The organism is Dermabacter sp. HSID17554 (assembly GCF_003989295.1).
Classification (GTDB): domain Bacteria; phylum Actinomycetota; class Actinomycetes; order Actinomycetales; family Dermabacteraceae; genus Dermabacter; species Dermabacter vaginalis.
Genome location: NZ_RBLW01000002.1, coordinates 223,792 through 250,545, shown reverse-complemented (window position 1 = coordinate 250,545; position 26,754 = coordinate 223,792). Strand labels below are relative to the sequence as shown.

Annotated in this window: 30 protein-coding genes and 1 tRNA gene; 24 read left to right on the top strand and 7 right to left on the bottom strand. The window is 61.2% G+C overall.

Going from position 1 to position 26,754, the window contains the following annotated elements; all coding sequences use genetic code 11:
* The first annotated feature begins 74 nt into the window (after positions 1-74).
* Positions 75-147: transfer RNA gene (locus D8M36_RS04205), tRNA-Arg, on the top strand.
* Here the strand turns inward: D8M36_RS04205 and D8M36_RS10465 are convergent.
* A complete protein-coding gene (locus tag D8M36_RS10465) occupies positions 113-409 on the bottom strand; it encodes a helix-turn-helix domain-containing protein (protein WP_446717763.1) in 297 nt (98 codons plus the stop codon). The two genes, D8M36_RS04205 and D8M36_RS10465, sit on opposite strands and share 35 nt — an antisense overlap.
* A 113-nt stretch (positions 410-522) precedes the next feature.
* Here D8M36_RS10465 and D8M36_RS04195 point away from each other — a divergent pair, with 113 nt between their 5' ends.
* Positions 523-711, top strand: a complete 189-nt coding sequence (locus D8M36_RS04195) for a helix-turn-helix domain-containing protein (RefSeq protein WP_161970202.1) — start codon at positions 523-525, stop codon at positions 709-711.
* Between the two features lie 5 nt (positions 712-716).
* Here D8M36_RS04195 and D8M36_RS04190 read toward each other — a convergent pair whose 3' ends face one another.
* Positions 717-1,127, bottom strand: a complete 411-nt coding sequence (locus tag D8M36_RS04190) for a hypothetical protein (RefSeq protein WP_148110240.1) — start codon at positions 1,125-1,127, stop codon at positions 717-719.
* 58 nt (positions 1,128-1,185) lie between these two features.
* Between D8M36_RS04190 and D8M36_RS10055 the strand changes: the two genes are divergently transcribed.
* From D8M36_RS10055 to D8M36_RS04085, 20 genes are all read left to right on the top strand, one after another.
* Positions 1,186-1,323, top strand: coding sequence for a hypothetical protein (locus D8M36_RS10055; RefSeq protein ID WP_153246501.1), 138 nt, complete (start codon positions 1,186-1,188; stop codon positions 1,321-1,323).
* A 199-nt stretch (positions 1,324-1,522) separates the two neighbouring features.
* Positions 1,523-1,777 carry a hypothetical protein gene (locus D8M36_RS04180; protein ID WP_126846988.1) on the top strand — a complete coding sequence of 85 codons (255 nt, stop codon included), beginning with the start codon at positions 1,523-1,525 and terminating at the stop codon, positions 1,775-1,777.
* Positions 1,778-2,495: 718 nt separating this feature from the next.
* Positions 2,496-2,738, top strand: a complete 243-nt coding sequence (locus D8M36_RS04175; protein WP_126846986.1) for a hypothetical protein — start codon at positions 2,496-2,498, stop codon at positions 2,736-2,738.
* Positions 2,735-2,983 carry a helix-turn-helix domain-containing protein gene (locus D8M36_RS04170; RefSeq protein ID WP_126846984.1) on the top strand — a complete coding sequence of 83 codons (249 nt, stop codon included), beginning with the start codon at positions 2,735-2,737 and terminating at the stop codon, positions 2,981-2,983. The genes D8M36_RS04175 and D8M36_RS04170 overlap by 4 nt, the downstream gene beginning before the upstream one ends.
* Positions 2,976-3,698 (top strand): AAA family ATPase, encoded by a 723-nt coding sequence (locus D8M36_RS04165; protein ID WP_126846982.1) that lies wholly within the window; start codon positions 2,976-2,978, stop codon positions 3,696-3,698. The genes D8M36_RS04170 and D8M36_RS04165 overlap by 8 nt, the downstream gene beginning before the upstream one ends.
* Positions 3,699-3,862: 164 nt before the next feature.
* Positions 3,863-4,195 (top strand): hypothetical protein, encoded by a 333-nt coding sequence (locus D8M36_RS04160; protein ID WP_126846980.1) that lies wholly within the window; start codon positions 3,863-3,865, stop codon positions 4,193-4,195.
* Positions 4,192-5,664, top strand: coding sequence for a terminase large subunit (locus D8M36_RS04155; protein ID WP_126846978.1), 1,473 nt, complete (start codon positions 4,192-4,194; stop codon positions 5,662-5,664). The genes D8M36_RS04160 and D8M36_RS04155 overlap by 4 nt, the downstream gene beginning before the upstream one ends.
* A 71-nt stretch (positions 5,665-5,735) precedes the next feature.
* A complete protein-coding gene (locus D8M36_RS04150) occupies positions 5,736-6,890 on the top strand; it encodes a phage portal protein (RefSeq protein WP_161970201.1) in 1,155 nt (384 codons plus the stop codon).
* Entirely contained in the window at positions 6,887-8,467 is a 1,581-nt protein-coding gene (locus D8M36_RS04145) for an HK97 family phage prohead protease (protein WP_126846974.1), read from the top strand. Before D8M36_RS04150 ends, D8M36_RS04145 begins: the two co-directional genes overlap by 4 nt.
* Complete coding sequence (locus tag D8M36_RS04140; RefSeq protein ID WP_126846972.1) at positions 8,467-8,790, top strand: hypothetical protein; 324 nt, start codon at positions 8,467-8,469, stop codon at positions 8,788-8,790. Before D8M36_RS04145 ends, D8M36_RS04140 begins: the two co-directional genes overlap by 1 nt.
* Entirely contained in the window at positions 8,787-9,161 is a 375-nt protein-coding gene (locus tag D8M36_RS04135; RefSeq protein ID WP_126846970.1) for a hypothetical protein, read from the top strand. The genes D8M36_RS04140 and D8M36_RS04135 overlap by 4 nt, the downstream gene beginning before the upstream one ends.
* Positions 9,162-9,180: 19 nt before the next feature.
* Positions 9,181-9,609, top strand: a complete 429-nt coding sequence (locus D8M36_RS04130; RefSeq protein ID WP_126846968.1) for a hypothetical protein — start codon at positions 9,181-9,183, stop codon at positions 9,607-9,609.
* Between the two features lie 2 nt (positions 9,610-9,611).
* Positions 9,612-9,998: an HK97 gp10 family phage protein gene (locus tag D8M36_RS04125; protein WP_126846966.1), complete on the top strand. Its 387-nt coding sequence runs from the start codon at positions 9,612-9,614 to the stop codon at positions 9,996-9,998.
* Position 9,999: 1 nt separating this feature from the next.
* A complete protein-coding gene (locus tag D8M36_RS04120) occupies positions 10,000-10,287 on the top strand; it encodes a hypothetical protein (RefSeq protein ID WP_126846964.1) in 288 nt (95 codons plus the stop codon).
* A gap of 148 nt (positions 10,288-10,435) precedes the next feature.
* Positions 10,436-12,718: a phage tail protein gene (locus tag D8M36_RS04110; RefSeq protein WP_153246500.1), complete on the top strand. Its 2,283-nt coding sequence runs from the start codon at positions 10,436-10,438 to the stop codon at positions 12,716-12,718.
* Positions 12,719-12,876: 158 nt separating this feature from the next.
* Positions 12,877-14,067, top strand: coding sequence for a hypothetical protein (locus D8M36_RS04105; protein ID WP_126846958.1), 1,191 nt, complete (start codon positions 12,877-12,879; stop codon positions 14,065-14,067).
* Positions 14,067-14,657 carry a hypothetical protein gene (locus tag D8M36_RS04100; RefSeq protein ID WP_126846956.1) on the top strand — a complete coding sequence of 197 codons (591 nt, stop codon included), beginning with the start codon at positions 14,067-14,069 and terminating at the stop codon, positions 14,655-14,657. Before D8M36_RS04105 ends, D8M36_RS04100 begins: the two co-directional genes overlap by 1 nt.
* Positions 14,658-14,668: 11 nt before the next feature.
* Complete coding sequence (locus D8M36_RS10460; RefSeq protein WP_202974867.1) at positions 14,669-15,472, top strand: peptidoglycan recognition protein family protein; 804 nt, start codon at positions 14,669-14,671, stop codon at positions 15,470-15,472.
* Position 15,473: 1 nt separating this feature from the next.
* The gene (locus D8M36_RS04090) at positions 15,474-15,851 is read left to right on the top strand and encodes a hypothetical protein (RefSeq protein WP_126846954.1); all 378 of its coding nucleotides are present in this window, start codon (positions 15,474-15,476) and stop codon (positions 15,849-15,851) included.
* Positions 15,848-16,105: a hypothetical protein gene (locus D8M36_RS04085; protein WP_126846952.1), complete on the top strand. Its 258-nt coding sequence runs from the start codon at positions 15,848-15,850 to the stop codon at positions 16,103-16,105. The genes D8M36_RS04090 and D8M36_RS04085 overlap by 4 nt, the downstream gene beginning before the upstream one ends.
* On the opposite strand, the gene D8M36_RS04080 is transcribed toward D8M36_RS04085, so the two are convergent.
* The 4 genes from D8M36_RS04080 to D8M36_RS04065 form a co-directional block, all read right to left on the bottom strand.
* Entirely contained in the window at positions 16,102-16,917 is an 816-nt protein-coding gene (locus tag D8M36_RS04080) for a tyrosine-type recombinase/integrase (RefSeq protein ID WP_193877125.1), read from the bottom strand. The genes D8M36_RS04085 and D8M36_RS04080 overlap by 4 nt on opposite strands.
* Positions 16,918-17,292: 375 nt before the next feature.
* Positions 17,293-18,996, bottom strand: a complete 1,704-nt coding sequence (locus D8M36_RS04075) for an FAD-binding oxidoreductase (protein ID WP_126846950.1) — start codon at positions 18,994-18,996, stop codon at positions 17,293-17,295.
* Entirely contained in the window at positions 18,993-19,703 is a 711-nt protein-coding gene (locus tag D8M36_RS04070; protein WP_074298421.1) for a lysophospholipid acyltransferase family protein, read from the bottom strand. Before D8M36_RS04070 ends, D8M36_RS04075 begins: the two co-directional genes overlap by 4 nt.
* Positions 19,700-20,518, bottom strand: coding sequence for an SDR family NAD(P)-dependent oxidoreductase (locus D8M36_RS04065; protein ID WP_065248482.1), 819 nt, complete (start codon positions 20,516-20,518; stop codon positions 19,700-19,702). Before D8M36_RS04065 ends, D8M36_RS04070 begins: the two co-directional genes overlap by 4 nt.
* Positions 20,519-20,601: 83 nt before the next feature.
* On the opposite strand from D8M36_RS04065, the gene D8M36_RS04060 reads away from it, so the two are divergent.
* Both D8M36_RS04060 and D8M36_RS04055 read left to right on the top strand, forming a co-directional pair.
* Positions 20,602-22,860 (top strand): HAD-IB family hydrolase, encoded by a 2,259-nt coding sequence (locus tag D8M36_RS04060; RefSeq protein ID WP_126846948.1) that lies wholly within the window; start codon positions 20,602-20,604, stop codon positions 22,858-22,860.
* 101 nt (positions 22,861-22,961) lie between these two features.
* Positions 22,962-23,867, top strand: coding sequence for a formate/nitrite transporter family protein (locus D8M36_RS04055; protein ID WP_126846946.1), 906 nt, complete (start codon positions 22,962-22,964; stop codon positions 23,865-23,867).
* Between the two features lie 85 nt (positions 23,868-23,952).
* Here the strand turns inward: D8M36_RS04055 and ppc are convergent, their stop codons facing one another.
* A complete protein-coding gene (gene ppc / locus D8M36_RS04050) occupies positions 23,953-26,754 on the bottom strand; it encodes a phosphoenolpyruvate carboxylase (RefSeq protein WP_164497570.1) in 2,802 nt (933 codons plus the stop codon).

Here is a 26,754-nt window from a genome sequence, read left to right as displayed (position 1 = left end):
ACGGGCCCTCGGCTCGCACTTCGGGCCGTAGCGGAGTAAAGTAATACAGGTCAGTTCGAGAGAACAGACAAAAAGCGCCCGTAGCTTAACGGATAGAGCATCTGACTACGGATCAGAAGGTTGGGGGTTCGAATCCCTCCGGGCGCGCTTCAACCCCCTCACCATCAGGTGAGGGGGTATTTTTATGCCCAGTTCTCAACCAGTCGCGATCGACACCACACGCGAATGCCCAAAGGGCAAGCACAGAGCGCGAAGGGACGCTTCGCCCGCGCTCCGAGGCCGATATCGTTGCCCGGCTAATCTGTGCCCTCTCGGATAGTTCGGTCTGCTCTAGCCCCGCGAACTCCCTAGCAATTCTTAGGCGTTGCGCGAGCGTGATCTCAGGAACGGCCCCGGCCGCAGGTTGCATGCTCATGTGTCTAACTTTAGACACAGCCCCCAAAACATACAAACGCTGACCATTAGCTCAACCGCCAAAACTTGACATATGTCTACGCCTCGACTAAAGCTAGACATATGTCCATGCACAGACTTATCACTACGCGCGAGGCCGCCGAGCTGCTACGTGTAACGCCGCGCACGATCGCGCGCCAAGTTGCCGACGGCAAGCTAGTCCCACTTGAGAAACTCCCCGGGCGTAACGGCGCTTATCTGTTTGACGGCGAAAAGATCGACGCACTCGCCGCGGCTACCGCGAGCAAAGCGAATTGACCATGTCAGTCCCACATCGCGCGCGGCCGATATCGGTAGTCACTCCCGAATATCGCTTCGCCTTCAATTGTTTGACGCTTCCCGCGACCTTCAACAGCGAGGCGCAAAAGACAAACGTTTACGCCGCGAATATCCGCCCTGATCTCGTCATCGAGATCGACGGACCCGAGGCACGCGCCTCGCTTAATGAGTCCGTTTTCAACGCCGCTGAGCTCGTAAACGCGCCCGCGGTAGTAGGCCGCCCAAAAGTGCTTAACAGAGTTCCGCGGTACCTGAGCCGCGAGGCCTGCCAAATCTACCCGGGCACCGAACTCAATCGGATTACCCGTCCATACCTCCCCCGTGTGCTCGTGGACCGCGTTCGCCCACGCTTCCCGGTCCACTGTTTCTGCACTCGACGGGACGATCTTTCTCAATTTTCCAAATATTCCCATGCTCGCGAGTGTACGCGGGCACTTCCCGAAAGGCCCTGAAATGATCTCCGCGCTCGCTATTACCGCCTTCACCGTCGCAGTTCTCACCACGCAGGTTCTCGCGATCGCTTACGTGCTCACGGCTGAGCCGCCTAGTGATGCCGAGCTCGATGCACTCGAGGCAGGTGGGCTCAAGTGACGCAGGTCAGCAACATTTTTCCGATCCTGAATCAAATTAGGGCACTGCAAAGCGCGATCGCTGCAGGGATGCTGCACGGCGATACGAGCTCGCTCACTCCTGAGTGCCGCGGGTACCTTCACGCCCTCGACAAGCTCGAGGCATATTGCCTCGGCCTAATCGAGGGATACGAAAAAGGCGAAGAGAGCGAGGCCCCGCCGTGGTGAACCGCGACCTACTCGAAAAACGTGCCGAGATCACGACTATCGCGAAGCGCCTCGGAACAAATCGCCGCGAGCTCCGACGAATCTACACGGACATTAGCTCGACCAAGCGGCCACTATTCACCGCGCTCAGTATCGATGAGCGCACCGCGATCGCGAGCGAGCTGCTCATCGTCGATAAGCACCTCGGGTACATCTTCCAGGATCTTCGCGGCCTGCTCGCTGAGCTCCCTGAGCGGTTCCCGCCCTAGACCACCGGCCTATTGATAACTGAATACACCACCGCGTGCGAGGCGCGGCGATTACTCAGGGCGAAACACTGAGGCGCGCATCGGCCCGACTGCTAAAGGGGCCAGGGGGGAAGGCGCCCCTAATGAGGACAGCCTGAGCCGAGCGATCGAGCGCCCCCGAGTACTAAAAGGCCGGGCCGCCGGGGGTTCACGTGCAGAGCGTGAGGGGAGTAATCCTGCATCGATCGCAATTGCCGCCCCGAGCGCATGCGAGTAATACCCGTAGCGCCTCGACGTTCGACCGATCGACCGACCGACCGACCGAAGAGAGTCCCCCCAAAACGGGGGGGCCTCTCTATCCTCCCTCAGCTCCCTCACTCCCTCCCAAAGAGTTTGAACGCTTCACCCGGCTCAAGCCCGCTGGAACTACTCACCCTTGCTTCAACGAAAGAAACGAAACGATGGAAACTCAACCACTGTACGGGCGTAGTGATCCGTGCCCTAGCTGCAGGCATAACCGCTCGCAGGGTAAGTGCCGTAACCGCTCGTGCTCTCGATTCATCGATCCCGCCCGAACCGGCGTGCAGTACTGCAGCGAGTGCGGCTCGATCTTGAACGAGTTTGGTGCTTGCAGGGCAGCCGATTGCCCGAGGCACCCGCGGATGAGTCCCGCGACCGCGGCAATGTGGCGCGAGCACCGCGCGATGATCCGAAAGAAACTAGAAGAGAGTAAACAACGATGACACAGCGAGAGAGCTCGATCGACCACGCGACCGCCGAGACACGCATCAAGCTGCACGATCACGCCGCGAAAGTTAGCGAGCTCGCGATCGAGATCGACGTTGCCGCCGCCGCGATCCGTGATGACTCGAGCCGCCTACCGATCAACCCCGACGCTTACCGCCTAATGCTCGAGGCCCTCGACCTCATGACCATTGCGGGCGATCTACTTGATCCCTATCGCATCGGGGTGCACCGATGAGCGCCTACCGTTCGAGCGAGCGCACGCGCCCGCTACTCTCACCCGCCGAGGCTGCTGAGCTGCTGAGCTCGTGGGGCCTCGACGTTTCGACACGTTCGCTGCAAGAGTGGCGCTCGACCGGGCGCGGCCCCGCGTATCTAAAGATCGGTAACCAAATCCGGTACCACCGGGGGAAGCTCTCGACGTGGATCGAGGCGCACGAGGTGGAACCGACGAAACGAAAGCGAGGCCGCCGCAATGGATGACTACATGACGCTGAGCGGATCCCAGCGCCGGGCGCTGCTGGATCAGTCGCTCGCGCTTCACGGTTACGTGTGTTGTATCTGTGGGCTCTCTATCGCTCGCGGTGATGAATCGCTGCAGCACCTAACCCCGCGATCAAAGGGAGGAGTGACCACGGTTGAGAACACTCGCCCCGCGCATAAGCGCTGCAACTACTCCCTACAAGATCGAACCTCCGAGGGGATCGCGGCCGAGGTTCACAGCGGGCTGAGCTACTTCACGCGACCTGATGCCCCCACAGATAAAGGGGTACCCCCTCGCGAATCTCGACCTCTCACCCCCATCGCGAATGAAGGGGTACCCCGTCGCGTAGTGCTGATTACCGGCCCCCCGGGCGCTGGAAAGACTACCCGCGCCCATGAGCTCGAGCGCGAGCACGGCCTCAAAGTGTATGACGCCGATAACGCCGAGTGGAACGGGCATCACGGCCGAGAGTTCAAGGCAGCACTACGACAGATCGGCCGAGACAAAACAGCGCGTGCCGCGGTCATCGTCTCGGGCGCTACCCGCAACGCGAGGGAGCAGGCCGCGCGAACGATCGACGCGACAGAGATCGAGACATTGATCGCGCCAAAGGAAACACTAAAGCAAAGAATAAAAGAACGAAAACAAACTAACCAAACAATAAAGGCACAATTAGCGGCGCTAGAAGATTGGTTCAAAAGGCATGAGGAATAGACTCGCTCTCGATCTCGCCGCGCTCTCGCTCGCCGTTTTTTTGACCACGGCTCCCCCGTCCACCCCGCGCCCCCACGGAAAAATCCCCCCGAACCACCCAGAAAAAACCCGAAATAGCGCACTATCCACAAAACTCGACCCGGTTATAAACAAAAGGGGAAAGAATGAGCACTAAGAACACTAGCGCACTTTTCGACGCCCCCGCCCCGGCGGCCTCGAGCGGCCCCGGCCCGGTTGAGCTCGCCGTCCAAACCGAGATAGACCGCAAGATCGCGGACGGGATCCTCGACGCGGCGCTATTCGCGGGACAGATCGCTCAGTTGCTCGCGGCGGCGCGCGAGCTCGATGAGTCCCGAGGCGTAGGCCGCCCCAGCGGGCGAGCTCAGTTTCACGACGTAGTGCACCGCATGCTTATGGACTTGCCTCAACCTGAAAAGGCAGCGCCCTCGAGCGACCTTGACCGCGTACTCGAAGCAATCATGGAAATGGAAGAATGACCGCCCCCGCCCTCGCGCGTCCCCGGTTCACGCACGCGCCCGCCCCCACGTTCGCGCCCGAGCGCGACCCGTCGTACAAGAGCGAGGGCGCGGAAATTGCTCGAGTCGCGAGGCTGCTCGGGCTCGAGCTCATGCCGTGGCAGCGCTTAGTGGCGGAGATTGGTACCGAGTATCGGCTCGACGAAAACGGCGAGCGAGTCTACAAATACAAGACCGTTTTCGTTTCGGTTCCTCGGCAGTCCGGTAAATCGACGCTTATGCAACCCGTGAGGCTTCACAGGATCCTCACCCGCCCCGGCATCGATGCGTTTTCTACCGCGCAAACTGGCAAGGCCGCGCGCGAGCGCATCATGAAAATGATTGAACGCGTTGAGACTTCACCGCTCGGCCCGCTCTGTAAATCGCTACGCTCGAACGGCGCCGAGGGCCTCCAGGTCCACGCGAACCGCTCACGCGTGACCAGGTTCAGCCCAGTAAACGGCGCGCTACACGGCGAAACCCCTCACTTCGTGGACTTCGATGAGGTATGGAAATACACCGAGCAACTCGGCGATGCCCTGCTCGGCGGTGCTTCCCCTGGCATGATTACGCTAGGCAACCGGGCACAGATCTGGATGATCTCGACCAAGGGCACAGCACAATCGACGTTTATGAACCGCTACGTTGAAGCGGGCGAGACCGGCGCCGACCCCTCTCTCGCTTATTTTGCGTGGCAGCTCCCCGAGGGCCTCGACCCGGATGACCGCGCCTCATGGTGGGAATTCCACCCCGCGTTAGGGAACACAATTACCGAGGATGACCTCGCGACCGAGATGTATGCCTCGGGCGTTAGCGAGTCCGAGCGGATCCGCGCCTACATGAACCTGATAACCGTCGTAACTGACTCGATTATTCCGCTCGAGGTATGGGAGGATCTCGCTCGCGACCCCGAGACCGTGCCCGAGCTCTCCGAGTGTGGGATCGGCATCGAGGTGGCACCCGGCAACGCATGCGCGGCGGTAGTGGCGGCTTGGATCGACTCGGACGGCTCCCCCGTCGTGCGCGTGCTGCACCAAGCCCCGGGCACGGCATGGCTCGAGCCCTACCTCGTGCACCTACGCGACACTTACGGCATTAGCGATATCGCGGCCGATGATGGCGGCCCCGTTCGCCGCATCACCGACGATATTCACCCGCTGAAGGGCGATAGCGAGCCCGCGCTCAGCGTGAGAAGGCTCAGCATGGCCGAGCGCTCGACCGCTGACCTCGATCTACTCGCGGCCGCTCGCGATGAGCGCCGCCTCAAGCACGACGGATCGAAAGTTCTGCAGGCCGCTGTAGCCTCGGCTCAGCTACGCACCCGCAACGGCATCGAGCTCATTGACCGCGACCGCTCCCTCGGCCCCGTGCCCGCGATTATCGCGGCCTCGGCCGCGCTCTGGCACGCGACACACAAACACAGCGAAGCGCACCGCATACAACTGTTCTAACCTGTAGCGAACTGTATTCCCGCGCCTCGCCCGCTACGCCCTCGAGCGCCTCGCGCGTGAGCATGATGGGCATGAACTGGCTAACGCGCATGCTCGACAACCTCACCGGCGGGATCCAACGCCGCCATGAGGCGAACATCGCGGCGGGCATCATTCCCCCCGCGCGCGAGTCGCTCCCCGTATCGATCTCCGAGGCAGCGACGATCCCCGCCGTTTTCCGCGCGCTCCAGATCATTCAGGCAGCGGTAGAGCAACTTTCCATTGACGTTGAGCGCGGCGGCATCACGCTCACGGGCGCGGATGTTCCCGCGCTCGTTCGCCGCCCCTGCCTCGACATGCCTCGATCGCAGTTTCTCGGGTACGTCGCGACCTCCCTCGCAGCAACCGGCAACGCATTCATCATGCGCGAAGGTGGGGCGACCGCGACCGAGACCACGCAGCTCACGCCGCTCAACCCGCACGCGGTCACGGTGTGGCGCGACAAGCACGGCGCTACACGGTTCGACTACGACGGGCGCACCTACACGAGCGACCGGATCAAGCACCTCAAGTTTCTCGCGCTCCCCGGAATGACCCGCGGAATCGGCCCAATCCAAGCCGCGCAAAACACTATGCGCAGCGCCCGCGACATGAACGCCTACAGCGCACAGTGGTGGGAGACCGGACAGCCCTCCGGCGTGCTTTCAAGCGATGACCGCCTCACGCCTGATGACGCTCGGCAATATCGAAATCTATGGAATCAACTGGACGAGGACGGCAACCCCCTCGCGCAGACTGATAACCCCTCTCGAATCCGCGTACTCGGCAAGGGCCTGCATTACGAGCCGATCCTCATTACCCCGAAGGATGCAATGTGGATCGAGGCGCAAGCCTTCGACACGCTCGACATTGCCCGCATTTTCGGCGTGCCCTCGAGCCTGATGCTCACTGCGATTGACGGTAACTCGATGACGTACTCGAACGTCGAACAAGAGTGGCTTGGCTTTATCCGCTTCACCCTCTCGAGCTACACGCGAAAGATCGAGGAAGCGCTCACCGAGCTCGCTCCCCGCGGTCAAACTGTGCGGTTCAACTTCGAGACACTGCTCCGAGCTGACACGAGCTCACGCTACGAAGCGCACGAGACCGCGATCCGCGCGGGATTCATGACCATTGACGAGGTGCGCGCTATCGAGAATCTCCCCCCGCTCGGCATCACGAAACCTATCGAGGAGCTCACAGCATGACCAACAGCATTACCCGCGCGACGATCGAGAGCGACCGCGCCCTCGACGTGCGAATCCGCGCCCGCGACGAGGGCCGCGAGTTCACCGGGATCGGCGTGCCCTACGGCGAAACTATCGATCTTTGGGGCGAGCGTGAAAGGTTCGAGCCGGGAGCAATCGACCTCAACCGCGACGACGTTCCAACGCTCGTGCTATGGCGGCACGATGAACCGATCGGCACTATTACGGCCGGGAAAGACACGCCCGAGGGCTACGAGATCACGGGCCGCCTATCGGACACGCCGAGGGGCCGCGAGGCCGCGACCCTGCTCAAGGACGGCGTGATTACCCGCATGAGTATCGGATTCAGACCAGAAGAGTACCGCATCGAGCACGAGGGCGAACCGACGGACCCCGAGACCATCGTCCACACCAAAGTGCGTGCCCTCGAGTTCTCCCTCGTACCGTTCCCCGCCTACTCCAACGCAAAGATAACCACCGTTCGACACAGCAACCCCCGAAACGAAAAAGGAGCAACCATGACCAACGCAACCGCGCTCACTCGCGCCGATATTCAACCGATCGAGGAACACCTCCAGGACCTCGAGCGCTCGCTCAAGGGCCTCGAGCTCAACACGAGCTCCGCCCCCTCCGAACCGCGCTGGCGCTCGATGGGCGCATACCTCAAGGCCGTCGCGGCAGGCGATGAGGACGCGATCGAATTCCACCGCGCCTTCACCGGCCAGACCTCCGACGGTGCTATCAAGAATGAGACCTACCTCGGAGAGTTCATCAAGTGGGTGCAAGAGCGCCGCGGCCTCGTAAACCTTTTCGACCGTGGTGCACTCCCCGCAAGCGGCATGAGCGTCGATTATGCACAGCTCACCGACAATACCCTCAAGGCAGGTAAGCAAAGCGCCGAGGGCGTAAACCTCCCCGGCCCCGGTAAGGTCACTCTCACCACGAAGAGCGCCCCGATCGAAACCTACGGCGGGTGGACTGAGCTCTCGCGGCAGGTTATCGAACGCTCTAACCTCCCATACCTCGACACCGTTATGAAGGCCCTCGGCCTCGCCTACGCGAAGGCAACGAATGACGCGCTTCGCGAGAAGATCCTCGAGGTTATCGCCGATCGCGCGAGCTCCGCGCTCACCCTCACCGATACCAAGGTATACGGGTGGCGCGATGCGATTATCGACGCGAGCGAGCACTACACCGAAAACGGCTTCGCGCTCGAAGGCCTGCTCGTGTCCAAGGACGTTTTCAAGAAGCTGCAGCGCCTCGAGTACGCGAGCGTCCCTGCGATGAAGGTGCATGCCGCGGATGAGTTCACCGGCACTCTCAACCTGCCTAAGGCTAACGGCGATCTCGCGACCGTCCCCGTGCATTGCCTTTTCGGTGAAGTCCCCGAGCGCACCGCCACGTTCTACGACTCCGCGGCGATCAAGACGCTCGAGAACAGCAACTCTCCCACGCAGCTGCAGGACGACAACATCATCAACCTCTCGAAGCAATTTTCGCTCTACGGTTACATGGCGGTCATCGATCCGTTCCCGCAGGCGATCTTGCCGATCAACCTCGGCGCGGCGGCGGCGTAATGCTCACCGCTGAGAGCCTCGCGCCGCTGCTCATCGCCTACACCCGCGCCGATGCCCGCGACCACAGTTTCGTGACATCGTGCGCGCAGCAGGCGCTGCAGCTCGTGCGCGACCGTATCGGCGGCCGCGAGGTTCCCGAGGCGATCGAGCAAGCCGCGGCCCTCGAGGTAGGCGCGAACCTCTACGGCCGCCGAATGAGCGCAATCGGTACCCCCTCGTATGGGGATCCCGAGCTACTCGGCAACCCGGCCCGGCCCGCCCTCGATCCGCTCACGCCCGCTTATGCGATCCTTCGCCCCTACTTAGGCCCGGGGATCGCATGAGCACGCTAACTGAACAGCTCTCGACCATCGTCACTGAGCTCGAGACCGCGACCCGCGGCCGAGGCCTCGATGTGACGGTGACGGCTGACCCGCACGACGCGGGCGCGGCCCTCGCCGCCGGGGCCCGCGCGATCCTCGTAACCGCCGGGCCGTCGATCGAGTTCACCACGATCACGCAACGCGAATACACGTGGACCGCGTGGGCGCTCACCGGTAGCGGCCGCGACCCCGTTCCCGCGCTCGAGGCACTCGAGAAACTGCTCGAGCTCGCAGACGAAACACTCTGGATCACCACCGCCCGCCCCTACACGCTCGAGCTCAATTCTGGCCTATTCCCCGGATACGAAATCGAGTTCACCACACACGAATAACACCCGAAAGGAAACCACAATGCCCGCAATTGCTAACCGTAAGCTCGGCCCCGGCTCCCTCAAGCTCGGCGAAACCGGCTCAACCCGAGAACTGGCTACCGACGTTACGAAATGCACGATTGAACCATCGTGGAAGGATGAAGATCCTATCCCCGTTCTCGACGGCTCCGAGTTCTTCGATGAAGGCCGCTTCGAGGGCACTCTCTCGGGTGAGTTCATTCAGGAATACTCGATGGAGTCGCTAGTGGCGTGGACGTGGGAAAATACTGGCAAAGAATTGCCGTTCGTATTCCGCCCACGCAATGACGAAAAAATGACGATTAGCGGCAAGGTTATCGTTCGCGCGGTATCCGTTGGCGGCGACGTGAAAACGGCAAACACCGCTAGTTTCGAGTGGAAAATCTCGGGTGGCATGCCCGAAATGAGCGGCGCGGACGCTGAGGCCTAACAATGGCTAAAGCCCGCCCGCTAATCGAGGTTGAAGGAGCAAAGCGCCTACGGCGCACCCTTCGCGAGGCCGGGGACGATCTCGAAGATCTCAAGGCCGCCCACGCTGCAGCGGCGAAGATCGCGGCCGAGGCCGCGGCCGCTCTCGCGCCTCGCCGCTCGGGCAAGCTCGCCGCCTCGGTGCGCTCAAGTGGACAAAAAACCGCTGGAGTTATTCGCGCCGGTAAAAAAAGGATCCCCTACGCGGGCGTAATCCATTGGGGATGGCCTAAGCGCGGGATCCCCGCGAGACCGTTCCTCACCGAGGGCGCACAACGCACTGAACCTCTCTGGCTCCCTCTCTATGAAAGAGCACTCGAGCACGCGCTCGACCAAGTGAAAGGAAAATAAAATGGCAGATATTAGGCGCACGCTCATTAGCGTCGAACTTCAAGACGGCACCCGATACCTCGACCGGCGCGTACTTTTCGCCGATAAAATCCGCCTCGAAAAAGCCGCCCGAAACAACAAGTGGGACATTACGCGCGATGAAATCACCGTCCAAGGCTTTCTAGCGTGGGCCGTACTCAACCGCGAGGGCGAAATCTCCGACACTTATGAAACCTTCCTCGAGCGGGTTGCAGATATCAGTTTCGACGCTGACGCGAACGAAACCGCCGAGGGCCTCGCGGGGGAATAAACGCCGGGAACACCCGGCTTCTAGTCCAACTCGCGATATTTACGGGGATCCCGTGCGAGCAATGGCTCCAAGGCGATCCCCTCCACCTCGAGTTCGCGCTACTCGAGCTCAATGAACTAAACGAACGAAACTAGAAAGGCAAAAGGTCATGGCAGGGAAAACGGCGATCCTATCCGTTCGCATTCTCGGCGATGCTAAGGGCGCGCGCTCTGCCATGGCTGAGGCCGAGGGAGGCGCGAGCAAGCTCTCGGGAGTTCTCGGCGGTATGGGTAAAGTTCTCGGCGGGGTTGCTCTCGCGGGCGCGGGCGCGCTCGGCGCTCTCGGCGTGGCAGGCGTGAAAGCCGCCGGGGACCTCGAGCAATCGCGCGGCGCGATCGACACTATTTTCAAGGATCAAGCGGGCGTGATCCACGATTACGCTACGGGCGCGGCAACATCCCTCGGCCTCACCGAAAACAGCTACAACGAATTAGCGGCCGTGATCGCGACGCAGCTCAAAAACGGCGGCACGAGCATGGAGGAGCTAGGCGCAAAAACAAATAATCTCATTGGCCTCGGAGCCGACCTCGCCTCCATGTATGGCGGATCAACCACGGACGCGGTAAACGCGCTATCGAGCGCGCTCAAGGGCGAACGCGACCCGATCGAACGTTACGGAATTAGCCTCACGCAGGCCTCGATCGACGCGAAAGCGGCCGAGCTCGGCTTCAAAAAGGTGGGTGGCGCGCTCGATACCAACGCATCACAGGCCGCGACTCTCGCGCTCATTATGGATCAATCGACCGCGGCACAGGGAAACTTCGGGCGCGAAACCGATACGTTCGCGGGGCAAGTGCAGATCCTCACCGCCCAGTGGGGCAACTTCGTTGCACAGGTGGGGATGATGCTACTACCGGCGCTAACCTCGTTGCTAGGTATCGTCACCGGCTCGATCATGCCCGCATTGCAGCAATTCGCGGACGTTGTGGGCCCCGTGCTCACCGAGGCTATTAGCGGGCTCGGCCCGGTCATCACTGACCTCGCGAGCGGATTCAGCGGGGCCGCGGGCGCGGCCTCACCCTTCGCGGGAATCCTCTCCGCTATCGAACCGGTTTCGGAATCCGTTTACTACCTAATGCTATCGCTGGGTGAGACACTACTCGACGCAGGCGCGACGATATTCCCGCTAATCCTTGACGGCCTCAAGGCGATCGCGCCGATCTTGATTAACGCCGCGGGTACCGTGCTCCCGGCCGTGATCGGGATTTTCGAGGCCGCAATCCCGATTTTCACGCAGATCGCGCAAACGATTATCCCCGCTGTTACTGCAGCCTTCACAACTCTCGCCCCGCGGATCATTGCTATCGTTCAACCCGTCACGAGGATCGCGCAAACCATTATCAAGTTTCTCACCCCCGCTATTGAGGCAATTCTCCCCGTTGTGCAAACGGTAATCGGGGCCGTGGTGGGGATCCTCGACGGCCTACTCCAAGCCGTTGGCGGCGTAATCACCGTGATCGCCGGAATGATCTCGGGCGACTGGACTTCAGTGTGGCAAGGCGCGCAAAATATCTTCGCGGGTATCTGGAACGCTATCGTGTCGCTACTTACCGGCGTGGGAAATACGATCGCGGGTATCGTGAAAGCTCTCGCAGAGACCGCGGCACGCTGGATCACTATGGGCTGGAGTCGAATCAAGTTCCTAACCTCGGGCCTATGGGACACGATAACCAACAGTTTCAGGCGCGGCGGCGCTACGGCGAAGGCGCTAGTCTCGGGCATGGTCAATGCCGTCACCGGATTTATTCGACGGTTGCTTAGCTCGGTTGGATCAATCTTTGGCAATATCTCTCGCACGATCGGCAATGCCGCGCGCTCGGCCTCGAGCCTCGCCCGAAACGGATTCAGCGCTCTAGTGAGCGGTGTAGTGGGGTATATCAGCCGTCTACTCTCGAACGTGAGGCAGATTCCCGGGCGTATCCGTAGCGCGCTCGGCAACCTCTCGGGCCTGCTCCGAGGCGTGGGGCGCAACATGATCCAGGGAATGATAAACGGGATCGGCTCGATGGGGGGCGCGTTAGTCAATGCCGCGAAGCGAATCGCGGGTAAAGCCGTTGACGGTATAAAGAACTTCCTCGGTATCCACTCCCCTTCCCGCGTTTTCGCACGCATTGGTGAGTTCACCGGTCAGGGTTTCATCGACGGCATCACCGGGATGAGCGGCAAAGCTAACCGCGCCGTTGAGTCTTTGATCGATGTTCCGACCGCTCCCACGTTCCCAGTCGCGGCCGCTCGCCGCGGCGGTAACGGCGGCGCTCAATACAACTACACGATCACGATTAACGGCGCGATCGATAAAGACGGCACAGCACGCGCCATTGAGGAACTGCTCGAGCGGCGCGCTAGGCGCACCGGGCGCACCGGGATCGATGGAAGGGTGGCCTACGCATGAAACCCCATAACATTCAAGTGCTAAAGGGAACCGAGCCTCTCGCCTCATCGGCGTGGGCATACGAACATCGTCAAACACTCGTAGTTGATTCTGTACGAGTGAAATGGAGTCGCCCCTCAGTATTACTCCCCCCTGAGCCGAGTGAATGCACATTTACAATGCTGCATAACCCATCGCGGGAGTTCAATCGTCTGGCCCTCGATGACCTCGTGAGCGTCGTTGTGTTTTGGGAGAGAGATAAACCGGCGACAGTATTTTCCGGGTACGTTGATGTAATCGAATACTCAGCCGTTACCTCATCGGATAAATGGCAAGTGATTACGGTTCAGGCAATCGATGCGCTCGGCCGTGAATCTCGCCGCCGCGTTGGTGCAGAACCGTGGCCACATGAACGCATGAACGACCGACTTGAGAGATTCAGGAAACTTATCCCTAATCTCATGCAAATTAGAACCTCAGCGTATGCAGGTCCTAACGCGCACTGGTGGACCGCGCCACGCCTTGATATCGACTCACGCAACCCGGTTGAGGTTCTACAGCTGCATCTAAACGCATACCAAATGCACCTCATTGCCAAAGGATCCGGCATCGCCGCAATTGATGCCTACACAATGTCTGAGGAACTCGTCTATAGCGAAACGTCGAAGGTCACGCGGATACGACCAACCAATGCGGTAGAACTTCCTTCAGGTTCGATTAGAAACGTTGGTAAGACACTTTCATATGACTCGGCCATTAACTCGGTGTCTATCTCATGGCTCGCGACTACTATGAACGGTAACGGGGACGAAAATGACGACGAAACGCGCGCCGCTACACGCACATGGGGAGATCCCAACTCACCCGGCACAGCTATCCGTATCGATACACTCTGCCGAGTCGCCAACAGCGCGGCCACGACTAAAGAGCAACTCGAAGCACTCAAGCTCGAAGAGCTGAGTACACCCGAAACAATGAGAGGGTGGGCGGAAAAAATTGTTAGCTCGGGCGCGAAACCAATGCCGCGCCTAGACCGTCTTTCAATTCTACTTAGCAGGCTTGATGATTCTTACCGTCACAGCGTGAACGCCTTAACGAACATGGAAGATCGATTCGCAAACGCCATCGTTTTGCTCGGTGTGCGGAACGGGCTCGAGGCTAATCAGTTGATTGTAGGCGGCTCGCTTGAACTTTCGGGGGACCCCTCACGGAATCGCCTCGAGATCGATACCGAGCCCTTACGGGTCACACCCCCCGAGACTCCGATTATCTGGAAAGCCGTGCATAATTCGGTAACATTCAGCAACATCGACGCTAGTATCTCGTTTCAAGATATGAGGCGAGTTAAAAACAGTAGGAGTGTAATCTAATGAAATATACAAGCGGACTCCCCTACGTGGCTCCCGAGGACAAAATCGCCGATTACCCAAACGTTAGCTACTCACTTGCCACTGCTATCGCGAGGCTATTCGTCCGAGACAACGATTCTAGGCTAACGGACAAACGCGACCCTAAGGCACACAAACACCCCATTGGCGATATTCTAGGTCTAGAAGCAAAAATAACTGACCTAGAAAACAAACTTGCCAAAGCCGAGACGGCCGCCACTAACCCATCACCAGGTGAGGGCAGTACAGGGGCCGCGGCTCAGTATGATTCAGGCTGGCAAAGCGACTCTAGCCCGTTCACTCAGGGCACATTGCGGTATCGACGCATTGGGAACACAGTTTTTATGTTCCTGGATAACACTAAGTGGAAATCTATCTCAACGTCGGCGTTTCCCAAGGTCGGCTACCGGCCCTCACCCGAGGGTGGCGATCCGTTGTTTTCTCTGGCGGGCAGTTCTGGAGGTTACCTAACAGTGTTCCAGACTTATTTGATGGTAAAGAACCATTCCGCAACCGTTTCAGCTGTAAATCTCTATGCGAGCTGGATAACCGACGACCCAATTCCGGCATAGGAGGAGTAAGCATGTCGTACAAGTACATTACAGAGCTCACGAGCCCTAACCGTTCTAAACGCCGCTCGAAGGTTCGTCGTATCGTTATTCACCATTGGGACGACCCGAAGCGCAAGCCCTCCCTCGATGGCGTACTGTCGTGGCTAACTACCACCAAGTCCAAGGTCAGTGCGCATTATGTCGTGTCAGGTCGGAAGGTGTACCGGCTCGTGCCAGAGTCGATGGTCGCATGGCATGCTCGAGGCGGTAGTTCTGACTCTATCGGCATCGAGTGCGACCCGAGGCAACAGGACGAGACATACGAGACCGCGGCCGAGCTCATCCGCGAGATTCGCGGACGCCACGGAGACATCCCCCTTGTTCGCCACCGCGATGTGAAGGGGTCGTCCACGACTTGCCCCGGCACATACGATCTCGCGCGCCTGGATCGTCTCGCGCGCGGCGGCTCGGCCGCGTGCCCGCCGCCCGCGCCCGCCCCGGCCGCTCCGAGCGTCCCCCCGTTCCCCCTCCCCCGAGGCCACTACTACGGCCCGCCGAGCGGCCCTATTCAGTCTGTTAGCGGCCGCGGCCGTAACTCCCGCGTCCCGAGTGACGTGATCGAGGTAAACGGACGGTGGCGCTCCAAAGGCCTCGCGACCTGGCAGGCACGAATGCAGGCGCGCGGATGGAATATCGGTGAGTCTGGAGCTGATGGGCGCTACGGACGCGACACGGCGCGCGTAGTCAAAAGGTTCCAGAAAAACAAAGGGTTAAAGGTCGATGGAAAGATCGGGCCCGCAACGTGGCGCGCCGCATGGGCGCTCCCAGTGAAATAACATGCCGCCCGCCCTCGATACACCCGAGGAAGTAGCGGCGATGCTCGGGACGCTGCTCGGCCTACTCGCAACGTTCGCGGTAGGCCTATTCGGCGCGCTCGCGATCGCCTATGCCGCATGGGCGAAAAAACTCAAGCCCCTACTAACAGAGACACGCGAGGCAGCTCGCAGCGCCGCGCACGAGCTCACGAACAATTCCGGGGGTTCCACCCGTGACGCAGTAGACCGAATCGAGGCCCTAGCACTGGAAGTTCGCGAAGATAACCGGCAACTTCACCGCGAGCTCGCCGATAACCGGGCCTACGCAGATCGCAACCTCTCAGAGATCTATAAACGCCTCTACACCCTCGAAAGTGCGAACAGAGAAAACGAAACATGAACACACACCGCAAAAACACAGCGACCAAGTACGGCCGCGAGCTCACGTCCCCCGAGTTCCGTAAATGGGCCTACCCCGTCGTAGCGGCGCTTATCGCGCTGCTCACCGCCCTCGGCCTTATTGAGCAAGGGATCGCGGATAGGCTCGATGCTCTCGCGGTTGCCGTGCTCGCGATCCCCGCCCTCGGCCTCGCCCGCGTGAACGTCCCACACCGCGCCGAGCCCCTCGAGGCTCCCGATGACTCCGAGGGCTAGGCCGCGATCTTTTCTACCGTCGCGCGTAGCCTCGACGTGTCGAGAGCGACATAACGGCGCGTTGTCGCGGGCGAAGCATGGCCTAGTAGCTGCTGCACGGTGAACACGTCACGATCGAGCGAATAGGCGCGCGTGGCGAATCGGTGGCGCAACGTGTGTAGTGTCCACGGCCTCGGGAGGGCTCTCGCCGCGAGCTTACCGACATAACGCGGCGATAGGTGGCCTCGATATTCCCCGGGCAATAAGTAGCCTCGCGCGCTGCAAGCGGCCTCGACCTCGATCCCTAGGCGCGGGGGTAGCGGGATGAGCCTCGAGCGATCTCCCTTGCCGTGCACGATGAGACTCACCCCCTGCAGATCGCGCACGAGGTCACGCTCGTGCACTTGAGCGATCTCGGCGCGACGTAGCCCTACCTCGGCCGCGAGTCGAAGAATGAGGCGCACGCGCTCGGGGGCCTCGCGCAGCGCCTCGCGATAAAGGTGCTCAGGTATAGGCCGCGGGATCCCCTCGACCGCCTTCACCGTGGGGAGCGCCTCGGCCGGGTTCATCTCGCAGTGCCCCGCCTCGAGCACCCAAGCCCAAAACGCGCGGTGAGTATTGCGATGCGATCGCCGCGTCTCGCTCGCCCATTGTTGCTTAGCGAACCATCGCACGAGCGCCTCGCCCGTAACCGCGCCCGGCGATGAGGCCCTCGCGGTACGGGCGAAGCGCTGCATATGCTCGCGGCGCGTGCGTATCGTGTTCGGCGAAGTGCCCGCGGCTTCGAGGTAAGTGATCCACGCGGCGATAGTTGTGATCCATTTATCATTCATGGATGCAACTCTCTACCCCTACGCGGCGCGAGGCAACCGGCGAATCTGAGCGTTAGCCCTGCTCACGCGGGACGTGGGCCCCAAACAGAAGGTTGGGGGTTCGAATCCCTCCGGGCGCGCCAGCAGCAAGGCCCTCTACTTCGGTGGAGGGTTTTTTGCGTTCTTCAGCGTTGATGCGGGCAACTAGGCCAGATCGATCCGAGCGGGAACCTGTACCCACAAGAGGCGCGTCGCCCCGCCCCCATGAAAAACGCCAAACCCTGCCCCAAAGAGAATGCGCCCCGTGGAGACAGCGCCCCGATGCGAAACGCCGCACCCCGCCTGGCATGGGCGAGTGTGCGGCGTTCTCTTCGGCCTCGATGGCCTGGGCGAATGTCAGGAGACGATCTTGCCGGGGTTGAGGTTCTTGCCCGGGTCCTGAGTCTCGTAGAGGTCACGCATCATCTTGACGCCGAGCGGGCCCACCTCTTCCTCAATCCAGGGCTGGTGCTCGGTTCCGACCGCGTGGTGGTGCGAGAGGGTGCCGGCGTGCTTCTGGAACTCACTTTGCACCGCATGCTTGATCGCCGTGTACTGCTCGAGCATGACCGCGTTGTTCGCGTAAGGAACGGCGAACGTGAAGTACAGGCATGCACCCTGGTGATAGCTGTGGCTCATGTGGCAGAAGAAGAAGCCGGGAATCCCGAGCTCCTCGAGCTTCGCGTAGAACGTGTCATACACCTTCGAGTGCATCTCGTTGATCCGTGCCCACGTGGTGCCCGTATCGGAAACGTCGCCGAACACGTTGAGGCCAAGAAGGAAGTCACGAAGGTAGGGGGTATCGAACTTCTTCTGGTCATAGATCGCCCCGGGACCCGCACCGAGGGTAATGCCGCCGGCCTTCTTGACGATCTTCTTCACGGCGGCCTGCTCGCGGCCGATCTGGGCCTTCGATCCCTCGAAGCACACGTAGCTCATGCACATCTCGTTCTCGGTGTCCCAGCCCTTCTTGCGCAGATACGCGAAAAGGGTGTCCTGGACCTTGCGTGTGATCTCGCCCTTTTTGTCCTTGGGTTCTTTGAGCATCGACAGGCTGAAGGCGGTCTCGGGGCCGTCGCTCAGGCGCGTGAACACGGGGTGGACTTCGCTGCGGGCAATGGCGTGCATGGCGCGGATGCCGGATTCCCAGTCGGGGAACATGTACGCGATGACGACGCGGTTTTCCGCCATGCGATGCACGCGCACGGTGCATTCCGTGATGACGCCGAGGCGGCCTTCGGAGCCGAGAATCACTTCGTGGATGCTCGAACCGGAATCGCGGCCGGGGATCGGCTTCGTCTCGACAATGCCGTCGGGGCGCACCACCTTGAGTCCTCGCACGATGTCCTCGATGTCGCCGTAGCGATCGGACTGCATGCCGGTCGAGCGGGTCGCAGCCCAGCCACCGAGCGTTGAGTACGTGAACGAGTCGGGGAAGTGCCCCATCGTCCAGCCGAGCTCATTGAGCTGCTCTTCGAGGTCGGGGCCGTACACGCCGGCATCAACGCGTGCAAGGCCCGAGGTGTCGTCGATCGAGATGACCTCGCGCATGCGGCCCAGGTTGATCGTGATAATCGGGCGCTTTTCATTCACGTTCGGGGTAACGGAACCGGAGATCGAGGAACCGCCGCCGTAGGGAATCGCCACAAGATCGTGCTCGACGATGTAGGCGAGGATTTGCTGGACCTCGTCGTCACTCTTCGGGTAAATCACGGCGTCGACGATGCGGGCAAAATCCCCGGTGCGCGCGCGGAACAGGTCGATCACGGAGCGGCCGAAGGAGTGGACGACGCGGTACTCGTCGTCATCGAGAAGGTTGTCCTCCCCGACAATGCCGGCGAGGGCGGCGCGGTCCTCGGCACCGAGGCGGCTCGCGGGAACCTCATAGTCGCTCAGCTGCGGCTCTGGCGCCGGCGTGAGCTTCTCGAGGTCCATGCCGATCTTGGACTTGGCAAAGCCGGGGAAAGCGGGCTTGTTGTCCCAGCGGAAGGTGATGTCGTCAAGACCCCACCCCCACCACTTGTGTCGCTTAACCTCGCGTGCCGAAATAGGGCTGTTCATGACGCTTGCTCCTCGGGTGGTTGGGTTCCCATGATGGCTAGGTAATTCTGGGTTTTGAGAGTTCCGACGGCTTCCTGGATCCGCGCGTTGAAACTGAGGGCGCTTTCGCCCTCCTCCGCGCGCATGGGCGCACCGAACACCACACCGACGGGAGGCTTGCCCGGTTTGGGCCAGCTTCGACCTTTCGGCATCGCTTCGTGTGCGCCGATAAGCGCGGCGGGAATGACAGGGATGTTTTCAGTGATGGCAAGGGAAGCCGCGCCGGGTTTGAACTCGGCCATCTTCCCGGTTTTTGAACGCGTGCCTTCGGGGAAAACGAGCACGGGGACGCCCGCGGTGAGCAGTGTTCGCGTGATGCCCGAGTGCTTGCGGGAGCCGTCGCGGTCGATGGGGAAGGCGTTGAAGAGCGCTCGCACGAAGATGCGGCGGTACCAAATGTCAAAAAAGTACTCTCGCGCGACGCCCGTGGAGAGGTATTTTCCCTGGGTAAAGGGGAGACCTTGAGCAAGCATGGGTGCATCGAGGTGGCTCGAGTGGTTGGCCACAAGCAGGAATGCGCCGCGGACTTTTTTGACTTCGGGGTTGACGATGATCTTTTGCGTGACGGCGCTTTTCACGACGCCCTTGAAGCCGATTCGCACGAGCAGCGCGCGAAGGTAGGCGCGCCAGGGCGAACGATAGAGGGAAGGGTCGTGATACTTGCTCACTTGGTTCCCTTCTTGGGGGCTTTCGACAGTGGTTTTTCTTTATCGCGCCGCTTCGTAAACCATGCCGCAATCGAATGCATGATGTTCCGGGGAGCGGTGCGGGCGAGGAAAGCGAGCACCTTGAAACGCTTTGAGGGCACGGAGATGAGCTTTCCGCGTGCGACATCATCGAGGCATTCCTTGACGAGGCGCTCGGGAGAAAGCCACAGGAAATCCGGGATCGACGAGCCGGAGATGCCGGCGCGCTCGTGGAATTCGGTGCGCACCCAGCCCGGCTGGAGCGAGGTCACGTGCACGCCGCTTCCCGCGAGACGAACCGCGAGGGCTTCGGTATAGGTGTTGCCCCACGATTTGATCGCCGAATAATTGTTCTGCGGGAGATACCCGGAAACGGAGTTCACGTTGATGATCCACCCCTTGCCGCGCCGAGCCATCGCGCGACCGGCCGCATTCGAGAGGTGAAGCACGGCCTTGATCATGACCTCGATCCCCGAGTCATGAAGCGAGAGGTCATCGCCGAGAATGTCGCTGCGCACACTGAAGCCCGCGTTGTTGACGAGGATGTCAACGGCGGGGTGTTCGATGCTTTCTTGCGTAAGACGCGCTGCGACGCGGTCCCGCTCAGCTTCCACTTCGAGGTCGCACACCATTTCTTCGACATCGATGCCGTAGCGGGTGCGGAGGTCTTGAGCGAAACGCGAGAGGCGATCGGCATTGCGAGCAACCAGCACGAGGTCGACACGCCGCTTAGCGAATTCGCGCGCGAAAGCGGCCCCGATACCAGAGGTGCCGCCGGTGATGAGGGCCCTATGCATGGCCCCTACGATACACTAGGCCCGCGCGCCCACGAGCGCGCCCCAATACTTTCACCATTGCTCGATCGCGAGGATTTATCCGCATGTCTGTGCCCTCTACCAGCGCAAATACTCAGTATCGCGAAGTTCTTCTTACCGGGGCCACAGGCTTTCTAGGCCAGGCTGTTCTTCAAGCTTTCCTCGAGCATTTCCCCGAGGTTCGCGTGACGGCGGTTGTGCGCCCGAAGGGGACGCTCACGGGGAAGAAGCGTCTTGCCACCTTGCTGCGCAAGCCTTCGTTCACCTCGTGGAGTGATCGCGTAGGCGAGGACGCCGTGCGCAAAGCCTTCGAGGAACGCACCGACGTCATCGAGGGCGACCTGACGAATCTTCCCCCGCTCGAGCGCACTTTCGATGTCGTTGTGCACTCGGCGAGCTCGGTGAGCTTCGACCCGCCCATTAACGAAGCCTTCGCCACGAATGTGGGTGGAGCCAAGAACCTCTACGAGGCACTCCTCGAGTCGCAAAAGACCCTCCCGGGCGGCCAGGATCCCCACGTCATTCACGTGTCCACTTCGTACGTGAGCGGTCTCGCCAAGGGCCTGTGCCGCGAAGGCCGCCTCACGCACGATGTGAGCTGGCGCGAAGAGTACGACGCCGCGTTCGCCGCGGCTCGAGAGGTCGATGCGCTCTCGCGCACGCCAGAACAAATCAGGAAGAACCTGCGCCTCGCCGAACTCAAGAGCGGCAAGATGGGTCCGAAGGCAATCGCCTCGGTCGCGGAGGATGCTCGCCGCGCGTGGGTGCGCTCCCGCCTGCAGGATTACGGACTCCAGCGCGCGAATTCGCTTGGTTGGACCGATATTTACACCTTTACGAAAGCGATGGCCGAGCGCGTCGGCGAAGAGATGTGGGCCGATTCCGGCCACCGCCTGAGCTTCGTGCGCCCCGCGATCATCGAGTCCGCTGTCTCTCACCCCTTCCCCGGCTGGATCGACGGGTACAAGGTCGCCGACCCGCTCATCATGGCCTACGGCAAGGGCCGGCTCTCGGAGTTCCCGGGCCTGCCCGATTCGATTCTCGACATCATCCCCGTCGACCACATCGTTGGCGTGATCCTCGCCCTCGCAACTCAGAACGTTGAGCGCACGGGTGATGAGGCGTACTACCAGGTTGCCTCGGGTAACTCGAACCCGCTCCCCCTCCACGAGATGGTGAGCATCGTCCACGACTACTTCGTGGAGAATCCTCTGACGGACGACAAGGGCGAGCCGATCGCGGTTCCTATGTGGACCTTCCCCTCCGTCGATTTGGTAGAGGCGAAGTTCTGGGCAACCAATAAAGCGGTCAAGGCAGCCGAGGTTGCCGTCGGACGCCTCCCCGGCACTCGCACTACCCGCGCCTGGGCTGGCAAGCTCCACAAGAACTCCGCGGGCCTCGACACCCTCAAGAAATTCATGGGGCTCTACAAGGCGTACACGAAGACCGAAATGGTGTTCGACGACGCCAACACGCGTGCGCTGCGCGACTCGCTCCCAAAGGAGTTCCTCGAAAAGTACGACTTCGACATCACGGATCTCGACTGGACTTCGTACTTCCGCGATCACCACCTGCCGGCCGTCACCGAGCTCACCAACGCCTACTCACGCCAGAAGGCCGCCCGCAAGGCGCAAGCTGAGCGCAAGCCAAGCGAGCTCACGGCATCGAGCGACACTCTCGCAGTGTTCGACCTCGACGGCACGGTCATCGCGCAGAACATTGTGCAGCAGTACCTCGCGATCGTGAAGGAAACCCGCTCGAGTGTCGATGGCGCAAAGGAAGTCGTCAAGCTCGCGGGGGCGCTCCCCCAGTACCTGCGCAATGAGCAGCACTCGCGCTCGGAGTTCATTCGAAGCGTCATGCGACGTTACAAGGGCTTCAGTGTCGCGGAGCTCAAGGAAGTTCTTGCGGGGGAGCTCGGCGAGAAGGTGCGGGGCCAAATCAGGGCTCAGGCGCTCGAGCGCCTCGAGGAGCACCGCGCTGCTGGTCACCGCACGATCCTCATCACGGGGGCCCTCGATATTCTCGTGGAGCCGCTCGCTGACCTCTTCGACGAAGTCGTGGCAACCCACATGCACGAAAAGGACGGCGTGCTCACGGGCTACCTTGCTACTCCCCCGGTGGTCGGCGAAGCCCGCGCCAATTGGCTCAAGAAGTACGCGCACAACGGTAACTTCGATCTCGCTCATTCCTACGGTTACGGTGATTCGCATGCCGACGCCGCCTGGCTCGGAGTGCTCGGACACCCCACGGTGATCTCGCCCGACCTGGGCCTTTACGCCGAAGCAAAGAAGAATCGCTGGCCAATTCTCGAGTGGAAATAGACGCTGATTTCCACTAATGACCGGGCGAGGGCGTAGGCTAGGGACACAGCGCACAGTGCGCTACTGCTCCCTTTATCCCTTACGCCTAAAGGAGACGTCCCATGGACGACCTCGCAAATAAGATTAATATCCCGCCTGCGCCGGCCATGGCGAAGGCTGTCGAAGATGGCATGTACGCCAAGGCCACGATGCCGGCGTGGAAGATTTTCTGGCTCGGCCTCACCGGCGGTGCCTACATCGCCTTCGGCTTCATCATGTTCGTGACCACCCAGCAGGGTGCTCCCGGCGAATGGCCGCTCGGCATCACAAAGATGATCGGTGGCGCGCTCTTCGCGACCGGCCTCATCATGGTCATCAACTCCGGTTCGGATCTCTTCACGGGCACGACCCTCAACATCATGCCGTTCCTGTCGAAGCGCATCACGGCCGGCCAACTGTTCCGCCACTGGGGCCTTTCCTACGTCGCAAACTTCATCGGTTCGGTGACGATCGCGATCCTCGTGTTCCTCGCAAACACCCCAGCCACCAACAAGAGCGCGTGGGGCCTCATCATCCTCAACGTCACGAAGGGCAAGCTCTCGCTCGACTGGGGCAATGCTTTCGTGCTCGGTATTCTCTGTAACTTCCTCGTGTGCATGGCCGTGTGGTTGACCTTCGCGGGTCGCTCGTTCCTCGATAAGGGCCTCGCCATCGTCGTACCGCTCGTGATCTTCGTGTCCACCGGCTTCGAGCACTCGGTCGCGAACATGTTCATGCTTCCCATGGGCTGGCTCATCAAGACCTTCGGCGCGGATGCCTTCTGGGCTGGTGAAGCCGTCACGAACGCTGGTGTCACTGCCGCGGACTTCGACATGATCAGCTGGGACAAGATCATCCTCGGCAACCTCCTCCCCGTGACCCTCGGCAACATCATCGGTGGCGCCCTGTGCGTGGGCTGCTACTTCTGGGTGGCCTACCGCAAGGATGCCATCAAGGCCGAGCGCGCAGCCGCTGTCGCCGCCAAGTAACGGCGCACCTTCCTCGCCAACAGTCAAAGGCCCGGCTCCCTCACATCGAGGGGCTGGGCCTTCACGTTGACCGTGCTGCGGGGAATCAGCCGGTGTTCTTCATACCAGCGGCAACCCCGTTGATGGTCGTCAGCAGAGCGCGCTTTTCCGCATCCGTGATCTCGATGCCTCGTTCGTGCGAATCGCGCACACGCTGCAGCATCGCGACCTGCATGTAGCTAATCGGATCGAGGTAGCGGTCACGCACCTCGAGGGTCCTCTTGAGCACGGGCGAGTTGTCGAGAAGGTTCAGCACACCCGTAAGGCGCTCGATTTCGGCAACCGCGAGCTCGTACTCCTCGCGGATCGTCTCGAACAGATGCCACAGGCGCGTGGGCACAAGAGAGTGCACATAGTGCGAAGCGATACCCATGTCGGTTTTCGCAAGCGTCATCTCCACGTTCGAAATGACCGTGCGGAAGAAATGCCAGTTCTCGTACATCTCCTTGAGGTCGTCCTCGTAGCCGGCCTCGCGCGCAGCCTTGAGGCCTGAGCCCGCACCGAACCAGCCGGGGACGATCTGGCGGGACTGCGTCCAACCGAATACCCACGGAATCGCGCGCAAACCGTCGAGGCCTTTTTCGCTCGTCGTTCGCTTAGAGGGGCGCGAGCCGATCTTCAAGTCACCAAGCTGCTCCACAGGCGTGGACGCCACGAAGTACTCGGGCAGGTCGGGATCGTCAATGAGGGTGCGATAGCGCGCGAAGGAGGCGTCGGAAAGACTTTCCATCACCGTGCCGAAGCGCTCCAGATCTTCAGGGCTCGTGCGGGGCTTTCGGTGCAGGGCCGAGCCCTGCATGACCGCCGCGAGCGAAAGGTCGAGGTTTTCGCGCGCGAGCACGGGCAGCATGTATTTATCGGAGATGACCTCGCCCTGTTCGGTGAACTTGATTTCACCCTCGAGAACACCGTAGGGCTGGGCCAGGATCGCATCGTACGTGGGGCCGCCGCCGCGCCCGACGCTTCCCCCGCGACCGTGGAACAGGCGCAGGGTCACGTTGTGTTTGGCGGCAACATCGCGAAGGCGACGCTGCGCCTGATGGATCTCCCATTGGCTCGTGATGACGCCCGATTCCTTGTTCGAATCGGAATAGCCGAGCATAATCTCGTGGCGATCGCCGCGAAGGCGCACGATCTCGCGGTAGCTCGGGTCACTGAGGAGTTCGTCGAGGATCTCGCCGGCGTGGCGAAGCTCTTCGACAGTTTCGAGGAGAGGGCTAAAGCCGATGTCCGCGCGGGGTTCGTCGCCCGCAAGGTTCACGAGTCCGGCTTCGCGCGCGAGCAGTGCCACGGCAAGGATGTCGTCGGCGCCGCGGGTCATCGAAACGATATAGGTCTGGATGACATCGGGGCCGTACGTACGCTGTGCCGTGCGGATTTCGCGGAACACGTTGAACGTGTTCTGCACCGAGGGATCGAGCGGTGATTCCTCCCCGAGAAGCTGCGCGCTGGCGAGTGGTCGCTTCGACGCAAGCTCGGAGGAGAGCACCTTCGTGCGCTCTTCGCGCGTGAGCTCCTCGTAGGCCTTGTCGAGTTCGCCCACGCGGTCGAACATCTCCGCGAGCAGGTCATGATGTTTTTCGGCGTGCTCACGCACGTCCATGATGGCGAGGTTGAGACCGCTGCCAGCGAGAACGGACTGCGCGAGGGCTACCGAACCGTCGGCCATGAGGTCACCGCGGTGAGTACGAAGTGATGCGCGCAGCTCTTCGAAGTCGTCCTGGAGCTCCGCACCCGTGAGATAGTCGACGCCGGGCTCGTGCGCCTCGCCATTGTGGATGCGCTTGCGCGTTGCCGCGAGCTTCGCTCGCATCGAGAACAGCTTGAGCCGGTACGGCTCGTGGGCGAAGAGCTCGAACTGTTTCTCAGGGACAAACGCGAGGGCCTCTTGATCCTTCTTGAGACTCTCGTTGAACTCCTGGTCTTCGCCGATGAGGGTTGAGCTCATCGACAGCTCAAGCGTGAGCGAATCGAGAAATGCTTGGGCGATATCGATCGCGGCATCGGCCTGAAGTTTGAGGACTTCGCGCGTGACATCGGCGGTCACGTACGGGTTGCCGTCGCGGTCGCCGCCAATCCAGGAGCCGAAACGCAGCGGCACCTTCCTCACGGGAAGATCCGCGCCGTAGTCGCGCAGTTCGTGGCGAAGAGCGTCGAGGACCTCGGGGAGAGTGTGGAGGTAGAGAGAACGCAAGTAGAAGATGGCGTTGCGCGCCTCATCTTGGGGCGTTGGCTGGGTGCGACGCAGCTCGTCAGTCTGCCAGAGCGCCTCGATTGTCTCTGCAAGGTCGCGATCCTGCTTTTTACGCGCACGCGTGCCTTCGTCGGTGTCGGTTTCGAGGAGGGTGGACACGCGACGCAGCTTCGTGAGAACCGCGCGGCGCGATGCTTCGGTGGGGTGGGCCGTGAAGACAAGGCGCACATCGAGTTCATCGACCGTGCGCTGAAGCTCCTCGGCCCCGGCTTCTTCTGCAATCGACCGCACCGTGCGAGGGATCCACGAATCGTTTTCGTTCTGCCCCTGCAGTTCTCGCACGCGATAGGTTTGCTCGGCGGCATTCGCGAGCAAGAAGTACTGCGTGAATGCGCGGGTGAGTTCCGTCGCCTGTTCGATGGGCAGTTCCGCGAGGCGGCGCTGCACGCGCATCGTGTCCTCGGCCGATTTCGACTGCTTCGATTGCTTCGCAAGTTGGCGCACCTCCTCAACCAAGTCGAGGAGTTCTTGGCCGTGCTGATCGGCGAGCGTTTCACCGAGGAGTGTGGAAAGCCTACGCACAGTCGCGCGAAGCGGCGCGTCAATGAGCGGGTCATCACCCACGACCGGGAATTCCGCTGTCAATGTGGGCAC

Coding starts and splice junctions, on each gene's coding strand:
- D8M36_RS10465 (WP_446717763.1), bottom strand. CDS start 409: ATGCAACCTGCGGCCGGGGCCGTTCCTGAGATCACGCTCGCGCAACGC.
- D8M36_RS04195 (WP_161970202.1), top strand. CDS start 523: ATGCACAGACTTATCACTACGCGCGAGGCCGCCGAGCTGCTACGTGTA.
- D8M36_RS10055 (WP_153246501.1), top strand. CDS start 1,186: ATGATCTCCGCGCTCGCTATTACCGCCTTCACCGTCGCAGTTCTCACC.
- D8M36_RS04175 (WP_126846986.1), top strand. CDS start 2,496: ATGACACAGCGAGAGAGCTCGATCGACCACGCGACCGCCGAGACACGC.
- D8M36_RS04170 (WP_126846984.1), top strand. CDS start 2,735: ATGAGCGCCTACCGTTCGAGCGAGCGCACGCGCCCGCTACTCTCACCC.
- D8M36_RS04165 (WP_126846982.1), top strand. CDS start 2,976: ATGGATGACTACATGACGCTGAGCGGATCCCAGCGCCGGGCGCTGCTG.
- D8M36_RS04160 (WP_126846980.1), top strand. CDS start 3,863: ATGAGCACTAAGAACACTAGCGCACTTTTCGACGCCCCCGCCCCGGCG.
- D8M36_RS04155 (WP_126846978.1), top strand. CDS start 4,192: ATGACCGCCCCCGCCCTCGCGCGTCCCCGGTTCACGCACGCGCCCGCC.
- D8M36_RS04150 (WP_161970201.1), top strand. CDS start 5,736: ATGAACTGGCTAACGCGCATGCTCGACAACCTCACCGGCGGGATCCAA.
- D8M36_RS04145 (WP_126846974.1), top strand. CDS start 6,887: ATGACCAACAGCATTACCCGCGCGACGATCGAGAGCGACCGCGCCCTC.
- D8M36_RS04140 (WP_126846972.1), top strand. CDS start 8,467: ATGCTCACCGCTGAGAGCCTCGCGCCGCTGCTCATCGCCTACACCCGC.
- D8M36_RS04135 (WP_126846970.1), top strand. CDS start 8,787: ATGAGCACGCTAACTGAACAGCTCTCGACCATCGTCACTGAGCTCGAG.
- D8M36_RS04130 (WP_126846968.1), top strand. CDS start 9,181: ATGCCCGCAATTGCTAACCGTAAGCTCGGCCCCGGCTCCCTCAAGCTC.
- D8M36_RS04125 (WP_126846966.1), top strand. CDS start 9,612: ATGGCTAAAGCCCGCCCGCTAATCGAGGTTGAAGGAGCAAAGCGCCTA.
- D8M36_RS04120 (WP_126846964.1), top strand. CDS start 10,000: ATGGCAGATATTAGGCGCACGCTCATTAGCGTCGAACTTCAAGACGGC.
- D8M36_RS04110 (WP_153246500.1), top strand. CDS start 10,436: ATGGCAGGGAAAACGGCGATCCTATCCGTTCGCATTCTCGGCGATGCT.
- D8M36_RS04105 (WP_126846958.1), top strand. CDS start 12,877: ATGCTGCATAACCCATCGCGGGAGTTCAATCGTCTGGCCCTCGATGAC.
- D8M36_RS04100 (WP_126846956.1), top strand. CDS start 14,067: ATGAAATATACAAGCGGACTCCCCTACGTGGCTCCCGAGGACAAAATC.
- D8M36_RS10460 (WP_202974867.1), top strand. CDS start 14,669: ATGTCGTACAAGTACATTACAGAGCTCACGAGCCCTAACCGTTCTAAA.
- D8M36_RS04090 (WP_126846954.1), top strand. CDS start 15,474: ATGCCGCCCGCCCTCGATACACCCGAGGAAGTAGCGGCGATGCTCGGG.
- D8M36_RS04085 (WP_126846952.1), top strand. CDS start 15,848: ATGAACACACACCGCAAAAACACAGCGACCAAGTACGGCCGCGAGCTC.
- D8M36_RS04080 (WP_193877125.1), bottom strand. CDS start 16,917: ATGAATGATAAATGGATCACAACTATCGCCGCGTGGATCACTTACCTC.
- D8M36_RS04075 (WP_126846950.1), bottom strand. CDS start 18,996: ATGAACAGCCCTATTTCGGCACGCGAGGTTAAGCGACACAAGTGGTGG.
- D8M36_RS04065 (WP_065248482.1), bottom strand. CDS start 20,518: ATGCATAGGGCCCTCATCACCGGCGGCACCTCTGGTATCGGGGCCGCT.
- D8M36_RS04060 (WP_126846948.1), top strand. CDS start 20,602: ATGTCTGTGCCCTCTACCAGCGCAAATACTCAGTATCGCGAAGTTCTT.
- D8M36_RS04055 (WP_126846946.1), top strand. CDS start 22,962: ATGGACGACCTCGCAAATAAGATTAATATCCCGCCTGCGCCGGCCATG.